Below are 8,252 nucleotides of genomic sequence, written 5' to 3'. Positions count from 1 at the left end.
CGGCTCGGGCTGATCGCCGATGTGCCGGCCTGCACCGACCTGACCACCAAGCCCTGGGTGATCGAGGCCGGCGTGCGGGTGATCGACGCGCCCTTCCATGCGCGCGGCCCGGTCGCCACGGCGGGCGGCTGCCTCTCCGCGCAGTACCTCGCCGCGTGGATGATGTCCAAGCGCGCCGGCGTCGAGGCGGCCGCGCAAGCCCTGCACTACGCCGCCCCGGTGGGCGAGAAGGACGCCTACGTCGAGCGGCTGCTCGCCGTGGTCAAGCCGTTTCTGGCGGACTGACGCCGCGCCGAGGCCGCATCACGGGTCGATGTCGTCGATGTGCTTCGGCCAGCTCGCCTTGAGCAGGCGCGACAGAGCCCGGTCGGCCAGCAGCTTGCCGCCGGTCTGGCAACGCGCACAGTAGTTGGTCTCGTTGTCGGCATGCACGATGCGCTGCACCGGTGAGGCACAGACCGGGCAGGGCAGGCCGTAGCGGCCGTGCACCGCCATCTCCGGGCGGAAGGCCGTGACCTGCTTCGGCCAGCCGCCGCTGCGCGCGGCCTCGCCGCGCAGCCGATCGGACCACTCGTCGAGCACCGCGCGCGTGGCCTCGTGCAGCCGCCGCATCGCCTCGGCATCGAGCGAGCGCGTCAGCACCACCGGCGACAGGCGAGCGCGGTGCAGGATCTCGTCGGAGTACGCGTTGCCGATGCCGCTGAACAGCCGAGGATTGGTCAGCGAGCGCTTGAGCGTGTGGTTCTCGGACTGCAGGCGTTCGGCGAACGCAGGCAGGTCCGCGGCCAGCGGTTCGATGCCGCCCGGGTCGGCGGCCGCCAGCGCCTCGCGCCCGGCCAGCAGGTGCAGCGAGGCGCGCCGCTTCGTGCCGGCCTCGGTGAACACCAGCGTGCCGGCGTCGAACTCGAAGGCAGCCAGTGCGGACTTCGCTGGCTTGGCGCCGGCGGCCAGCCACAGCAGTCTGCCGGCGATCATCAGATGGATGACCATGAACAGTTCGCCTTCCAGCGCGATGACGACGCGCTTGCCAAGGCGCTCGACGCCCGCCACGCGCCGGCCCTCGGCGGAGGTGATGGCCGGCTGCGCGGTGCGCAGCAGGAAGGGGTTCATCACCCGCACGCGCGCAAGCGTGGCGCCGCGCAGCTTGCTGTCCAGGCTCTCGACGTAGACGGTGATGTCCGGCAGTTCCGGCATGGGCGCCAGTGTGCCAGCGCCAGGCCGGAGCGGATCAGCGGTCGTCGGCCTCGTCGCGCGCTTCGTCTTCTTCGTCCCGGTCGTCCCGGGCATGGCCGTGCCTCTTGTGCAGCGCGATCTCGAACAGCGACGTGGTGTCGCTGACCTCGTTCGCGACCGCGAGGTAGTACCTGCCGCCAGCCTTGAACGCCTTCAGCCCCTCGGGCGACACGTCGCCCGGGCTGACGATCATGTCGATGTACTCGACAGCATGCGGGTCGGTGATGTCGTAGACCGCGAAGGCGGCGCTCAGCGTGCGCTCCAGGCCGACGAAGGCCAGCACCCGGCCCTTGATCTTCAGCAGCGCCAGGCCCTCGGGCTCGACGCCCTTGTTGTCGCTGCGGCCGTCGTCGTAGATGCCCAGGCGGATCGCCTCGGCGTCGAGCTGGCTGCCGCTGTCGAACACGATGCGGCCGTGGTTGTCGCGGATCGAGAACGAGTGGCCGCCGAACTTGACCAGCGGCCCGCCGCGCGCGGAGTCGATGTTGGAGAAGTTGGTGCGGGCGAGTTCGGTGCCGTCGGGCACGTACTCGATCGAGGCATTGCCCGATCCGCCGCGGCGCTCGTCCTCGCTGTCGCCGTCGCCGTTGTCGCGCGCGTCGCCTTCGTTGGCCATCACCAGGTAGGTGCGGCCGCGGTGTTCGTAGCTGGCGAGGGTGTCGGGCTGGTACAGGCCCTTGACCGGCACGCTGCGCAACTCGATGCGGCCATCCTGGTCGCTCGGGTCGATCTCGTTGCCGGCCAGGCTGAAGTCCTTCAGGCCGAGGCTGTAGATCTTCTCGAAGCGACGCTTGCGCAGGTCCAGCACCGCGATGCCGTTGGCCTCCTGCAGGCCGACATAGGCGTAGCGGCCCTCCCGGTCGACGGCGATGTACTCCGGCTCGGGGCCGTAGGGGCTGTAGCTGGCCGGTTGCGTGGGCAGCGTGCCGGCCGCCGGGAACAGGCGCAGGCTGTCGTAGCCGGGGATGGACGGATCAATGGCCAGCGTGCTCACCTTGCGCGAGCGCACGTCGATGATGCTGACGCTGCCCGGCGGGTCGGCCGGATCGAGCCCGGCGGGCGTCGGCCGCGCATTGGGGGTGCCCTCGTTGGCGACCAGCAGGCTGCGGCCGTCGGGCGTGAAGGTGAGCATGTCGGGCAGGGCACCGACCGTCACCGGCGCGCCGCGCTGCTGCAGGCTGCGCGTGTCGAAGAACGCCACCACGCCGGGGCGGGTGCGGTCCTGGGTGTTCTCGATCGCCAGCGCGGCCAGGCCGTCGTGGATGGCCACGCTGTTGACGGCGCCGAGGTGGCCCACCGCGAGGTAGGCGGCCTGCGAGCCGCTCTTGCGGTGCAGCACCTCCACCCCTGCGACGCCGGCAACCCACAGCGTGTCGGTGTGGCGGTCGTAGGCGACGATCTCCGACTTCTGCGGGCTCGCATGGGCGTAGCGCCACACCGGCGTGACGGTCACATCGGCGGCCTGGGCGAGCGGTACGCCCAGCAGCGCCCAGCTCGTGGTGGCGAAGGCGATCAGGCGCAGGGAGAGCTTGTGCATGGCGTGGCGCGGCATGGCGTTGCGAGTGGACAAACCGCGAAGGTTCGCGCCCGTCCGTGACATCGCCGTGACAGCACGCAGCCGCGCGCGGTGCGTGGGGGCGCGGCGGCGGATAATCCGTGCTGTCCCATCCCGAGCGCCGCGCGGCCCCTGCCGCGCCGCAGCCACCCATGTCCGAACTCAGCCCGCAGGTGCGCCGCCGTCGCACCTTCGCCATCATTTCGCACCCCGACGCCGGCAAGACCACGCTGACGGAGAAGCTGCTGCTGTTCTCCGGCGCGATCCAGATCGCCGGGTCGGTGAAGGCGCGCAAGGCCTCGCGCCACGCCACCTCCGACTGGATGGAGATCGAGAAGCAGCGCGGGATCTCGGTGGCGTCGTCGGTGATGCAGATGGAGTACCGCGACTGCGTCATCAACCTGCTCGACACACCTGGCCACCAGGACTTCTCCGAAGACACCTACCGCGTGCTGACTGCGGTGGACGCCGCGCTGATGGTGATCGACGCGGCCAACGGCGTCGAGCCGCAGACCCGGCGGCTGCTGCAGGTCTGCCGCGCGCGCAACACGCCCATCCTCACCTTCGTCAACAAGATGGACCGCGAGGTGCAGGAGCCGCTGGCGCTGATGGACGAGATCGAGCGCGAGCTGGGCATGGGCGTGGTGCCCTTCACCTGGCCGGTCGGCATGGGCAAGCTGTTCGGCGGCGTGCTCGACCTGCGCAAGGATCAGATGCGCGTGTTCTCGCCCGGCGAGGACCGGGTCAAGGAAGGCGGCGACGAGATCGTCGACGGCATTGCCAACCCGGCGCTGAAGCAGCGCTTCGGTGCCGCCTACGAGCAGGCCGCCAACGAGGTGGAGCTGGTGCAGGAGGCCGCACCGGCCTTCGACGAGCAGCAGTTTCTCGAAGGCCACCAGACACCGATGTTCTTCGGCTCGGCGATCAACAACTTCGGCGTGCAGGAGGTGCTGGACGCGCTGGTCGACCTCGCCCCCAGCCCCGGCTCGCGCCACGCCATCCAGCGCGAGGTGCAGCCCGACGAGGCCAAGTTCAGCGGCGTGGTCTTCAAGATCCAGGCCAACATGGACCCGGCGCACCGCGACCGCATCGCCTTCGTGCGTGTGGCCTCGGGCCACTTCGAGCGCGGCATGCGGCTGAAGGTGGTTCGCTCGGGCAAGGAGCTGCGGCCGAACACGGTGGTCAGCTTCCTGTCTCAGCGCCGCGAGCTGCTCGACGAGGCCTTCGCCGGCGACATCATCGGCATTCCCAACCACGGCGTGCTGCAGCTCGGCGACACGCTGACCGAGGGCGAGAGCCTGCAGTTCACCGGGCTGCCATTCTTCGCGCCGGAGATGTTCCGCAGCGTCGAGGTGGCCGACCCGCTGAAGACCAAGCAGCTGCGTGCCGGCCTGACCCAGCTCGGCGAGGAGGGCGCGATCCAGGTGTTCCGCCCGGTGGGCGGCTCGATGCTGCTGCTCGGCGCGGTCGGCCAGCTGCAGTTCGAGGTGGTGGCGCACCGGCTCGAGCACGAGTACGGCTGCAAGGCACGCATCACCCCGGCGCGCTACAACGTGGCGCGCTGGGTGACCTGCCAGACCGGTGAGGGCGCTGCCGCCGACGAGCGCGAACTGAAACGCTTCATCGACGGCAACTCGCACCGCGTGGCCTACGACGCCGTCGACGCGCCCTGCGTGCTGCTCGAGTACGCCGGCGAACTGCGTGCGATGCAGGAGAACTGGCCGAAGATCAGCTTCCACGCGCTGCGTGAGCACGCCGGGCTGGTCTTTCACAAGCAGATGGATTCCTGAGCCCGATCAAGCTTCGATCGGGATCGTCAACCGGTCCTCGTCGTGCAGCATCAAGGCCTGCGTGGCGGTGACCTTGCAGACCCAGGTCTCCAGGCGATGCGACTGTGGCAGGCTCAGCGCCTGCGGGGCCAGCACCGCGCCGCACGTTCCGCCGCTGCGCCGCACCGAGGCATAGCGGATCCACGTCGCCTTGCTCTGCGCACGCACCGCGCGGGCCAGCGCCTGGCAAGGGCCGTAGTCGTTGCGTTGCGTCCAGGAGGCCGCGGACGCGGACCAGGGCTCGCGGCGCAGGTCGATCACCGCGCCCTTGACCTGCGCCTGGAGGAAGGTGTGTTCGGTGACCAACTCGCCACCGCGCAACCCCTCGCTGTCGATCAGGAAGCGCCAGCGCCAGTAGCCGACTTCGGTGCAGGCCGTCTCGCGTTCCTTCGCGCCGTACCAGACGCCGGCGTCGGTCCCGCCGCGAAAGCGCGAGCCGTGCGGCGAGCGGTAGCGAAAGGGCGTGGCCAGCAGGTAGTGCAATCCTTCGGCGGCCGGTGGCAGCGGCGGCTTGCTGGCGTCGAGCAGGCGCTCCAGCGTGGCTTGGTCATCGAGGCTGTCGACCAGGCGCAGCGTCGCCACCCGATGCTGCGCCTCGACGCCGCGCCACAGCAGCGCCGTGGCGCTGCGCAGCGGTGTGGCGAACCACTCGTCGCGCCAGGCTTGCACTCGAACCCTGTTCAGACGGGAGCGCGCATCGCGTCGAGGTAAGCCACTGCGGCGACCAGGCCCTGCGCGCCGAGGATCAGCGTGGCCGGCACGCCGCCGAGCGCGTCGTTCGGGCTGCGCATCCAGGCCAGGCGGCGCGACTCGTCGTTGCCGACCAGCGCGTCGAGCGAGCGGTACAGCCGCACCAGCAGCAGCGCCAGTTCGCCTTCCTTCGACTCGGGCGGCAGGCCGCGCTCGCCCCGCAGCATGCGCGACACCGTCGCTTCGCTGACACCGAGGATGCGCGCCAGCGCGGCGCCGTTCAGCCCGAGCAGCGCAGCGGCGCGCTGCGTGGCGGTGGCCAGCACGACGGACTCGGCGGCACCATCGCGGGCCGGCTGGCGGCGGGAGGGCAGGGGGATCGCGCTCATCTCAGGTGAAAGAATAGTCTAGTTGTCGTTCATGTGCAAGGCGAGATCTTGCGCCCGTGCAGTCGTCTCGCCGGGCGTCGCACAATCCCGCCATGAACACGCTCGCCGCCCCGTCGCGCCTGGCGCACTACCTGAACCTGATCCGCTGGGACCGCCCGGCCGGCAGCTACCTGCTGCTGTGGCCCACGCTGTCGGCGCTGTGGATCGCCGCGCAGGGCTCCCCCGGCTGGCACCTGCTCGCGGTCTTCGTGATCGGAACCTTCCTGATGCGCAGCGCCGGCTGCGCGGTCAACGACGTCGCCGACCGCGAGTTCGACCGCCACGTCAAGCGCACCGCGCAGCGCCCGGTGACCAGCGGCGCGATCTCGGCACGCGAGGCGCTGGTGTTCGGCGCCGTGCTCGCCTTCGCTGCCTTTCTGCTGGTGCTGACCACCAATCTCGCCACCATCCTGTGGAGCGTCGCGGCGCTGGCGGTGACGATCTTCTATCCCTTCACCAAACGCTTCTTCTCGATGCCGCAGGCGGTGCTCGGCGTGGCCTTCAGCTTCGGCATCCCGATGGCCTTCTCGGCGGTGACCGGCGCGGTGCCGGCGCTGGCCTGGTGGCTGCTGCTGGGCAACCTGTTCTGGGTGCTGGCCTACGACACCGAGTACGCGATGGTCGATCGCGACGACGACCTGAAGATCGGCATCCGCACCTCGGCGATCACGCTCGGCCGCTTCGACGTGGCGGGCGTGATGGCCTTCTACGCCGCCTTCATCGCGATCTGGGCGGCGTTGGGCGCTGGACTCGGCCTGGCCTGGCCGTACTACGCCGGCCTGGCTGTCGCCAGCGCGATCGCGCTGTGGCACTACACGCTGATCCGCACGCGCACGCGCGAGGGCTGCTTCCGCGCCTTCCGGCTCAACCACTGGGTCGGCTTCGCGGTGTTCGCCGGCGTCGTCGTCGACTTCGCGCTGCGCTGACAGACTGAACGGCCGCCCCATTCCGGCGCGCGACGCACCGCCACGGGCCGGCGCAGCGGCCGGCTGATCGGCACGCCCACCGCCCCCACCAAGGAGAACACCCGGTCCGCGAACCGTGGCACGGTTCCTGCTGAATCCCTGCTTGTATACCAGCAGGTGCACTAAAACCGTGAATCCGCCCCTCGTCACCGTGTCCGACTGGCAGCTCGCCTACCGCGATGGTGCCTCGCCCGTCGCCTTGCTGGGCACGCTGCGCGCCCGACTGGCAGCGCGGATGAACGACGCGGCGGTGATCCGGCTGGTCGGCGACGCCGAGCTGCAGGCCCGCCTCGCCGCACTCGAGCAGGCCGCCGCGGGCCACGCCGACCGCAACGCGCTGCTCGCCGCGATGCCGCTGTTCGGTGTGCCCTTCGCGGTGAAGGACAACATCGACATCGCGGGCATCGACACCACCGCCGCCTGCCCGGCCTTCGCCCACCGCGCCGAACGTAGCGCGACGGTGGTGCAAAGGCTCGAGGCCGCTGGCGCGGTGTGGATCGCCAAGACGAACCTCGACCAGTTCGCCACCGGGCTGGTCGGCACCCGCTCGCCCTACGGCCGGCCGGCCAGCACGCTGGCCGCCGAGCGCATCAGTGGCGGCTCCAGTTCGGGCTCGGCGGTGCTGGTCGGGCGCGGCGACGTGCCATTCTCGCTGGGCACCGACACCGCCGGCTCGGGCCGCGTGCCGGCCGGCTTCAACCAGCTCGTCGGCCTGAAGCCGACGCCGGGGCGCGTCAGCACCGCCGGCGTGCTGCCAGCCTGCCGCAGCCTGGACTGTGTGTCGGTGTTCGCGCACACGGTCGATGACGCCGCGGCTGTGCTCGCCACGATCGAAGGCCCGGACGCCGACGACGCCTACAGCCGCTTCGGCACCGGGCCGATGGCCTATGCGCCGAAGCTGCGCATCGGTGTGCCGATGCAGCCGCTGTTCTTCGGCGACGCCGGCTACGAAGGCGCCTGGCCGCAGGCCGTCGAGCAACTGGCGGCCCTCGGCCACACCGTGGTGCCGCTGGACTTTGCACCGCTGCATCAGATCGCCGCGCTGCTCTACGACGGCCCCTGGGTCGCCGAGCGCCACGCCGCGGTGCGCACGCTGCTCGAACAGCAACCCGAGGCCTTCGATCCGACCGTGAAGCGCGTGATCGAGAAGGCGATCGGCATGAGCGCCACCGACGCCTTCGTCGCGCAGTACCAGCTGCGCGCACTGGCGCAGCAGGCGCAGGCGCTGTGGTCGTCCTGCGAGCTGCTGATGGTGCCCACCACCACCGGCCACCCGCGTTTCACCGAGATCGATGCCGACCCGGTCGGCGTCAACTCGCGGCTCGGCCACTACACCAACTTCGTCAACCTGCTCGACTGGTGCGCGCTGGCGCTGCCGGCCGGCACCACGGCGGCGCAGCTGCCCTTCGGCGTCACGTTCATCGCGCCGCCGCGGCACGACGCCGCACTCGCCCGCTTCGCGCGCGGCTGGCAGGCCGCCACGCCGCTGCCGCTGGGGGCCACCGGTGCGCTGCGCACGCTGCCCGCGCAGCCACCGGCTCGCGGGCCGGCC

General features: G+C 70.9%; 7 protein-coding genes and 1 pseudogene. 4 read left to right on the top strand and 4 right to left on the bottom strand.

Annotated elements, in window-relative coordinates:
• Positions 1-285, top strand: a pseudogene (locus tag AAG801_RS38040) (AraC family transcriptional regulator); the annotation flags it as partial.
• Between the two features lie 18 nt (positions 286-303).
• Here AAG801_RS38040 and AAG801_RS38035 read toward each other — a convergent pair.
• Positions 304-1,194: a DNA-formamidopyrimidine glycosylase family protein gene (locus AAG801_RS38035; RefSeq protein WP_341893078.1), complete on the bottom strand. Its 891-nt coding sequence runs from the start codon at positions 1,192-1,194 to the stop codon at positions 304-306.
• Positions 1,195-1,228: 34 nt separating this feature from the next.
• Positions 1,229-2,770: a choice-of-anchor I family protein gene (locus AAG801_RS38030; RefSeq protein WP_341893077.1), complete on the bottom strand. Its 1,542-nt coding sequence runs from the start codon at positions 2,768-2,770 to the stop codon at positions 1,229-1,231.
• A 170-nt stretch (positions 2,771-2,940) separates the two neighbouring features.
• On the opposite strand from AAG801_RS38030, the gene AAG801_RS38025 reads away from it, so the two are divergent.
• Positions 2,941-4,578: a peptide chain release factor 3 gene (locus AAG801_RS38025; protein ID WP_341893076.1), complete on the top strand. Its 1,638-nt coding sequence runs from the start codon at positions 2,941-2,943 to the stop codon at positions 4,576-4,578.
• A 6-nt stretch (positions 4,579-4,584) separates the two neighbouring features.
• Here AAG801_RS38025 and AAG801_RS38020 read toward each other — a convergent pair whose 3' ends face one another.
• Positions 4,585-5,286, bottom strand: coding sequence for an RES family NAD+ phosphorylase (locus AAG801_RS38020; RefSeq protein WP_341893075.1), 702 nt, complete (start codon positions 5,284-5,286; stop codon positions 4,585-4,587).
• 11 nt (positions 5,287-5,297) lie between these two features.
• A complete protein-coding gene (locus AAG801_RS38015) occupies positions 5,298-5,696 on the bottom strand; it encodes an antitoxin Xre/MbcA/ParS toxin-binding domain-containing protein (protein ID WP_341893074.1) in 399 nt (132 codons plus the stop codon).
• A 92-nt stretch (positions 5,697-5,788) separates the two neighbouring features.
• Here AAG801_RS38015 and ubiA point away from each other — a divergent pair, with 92 nt between their 5' ends.
• On the top strand, positions 5,789-6,661 hold the full coding sequence (gene ubiA, locus AAG801_RS38010) for a 4-hydroxybenzoate octaprenyltransferase (protein WP_341893073.1): 873 nt from the start codon (positions 5,789-5,791) through the stop codon (positions 6,659-6,661).
• A gap of 169 nt (positions 6,662-6,830) precedes the next feature.
• Positions 6,831-8,252, top strand: a 1,422-nt coding sequence (gene atzF, locus AAG801_RS38005) for an allophanate hydrolase (protein ID WP_341893072.1), incomplete at its 3' end; no start/stop codon positions are given.

The sequence above is a fragment of the Variovorax sp. YR752 genome, from assembly GCF_943372545.1.
The sequence above is the reverse complement of the archived record's forward strand: the minus strand, read 5'-3'. Positions and strand labels throughout refer to the sequence as shown.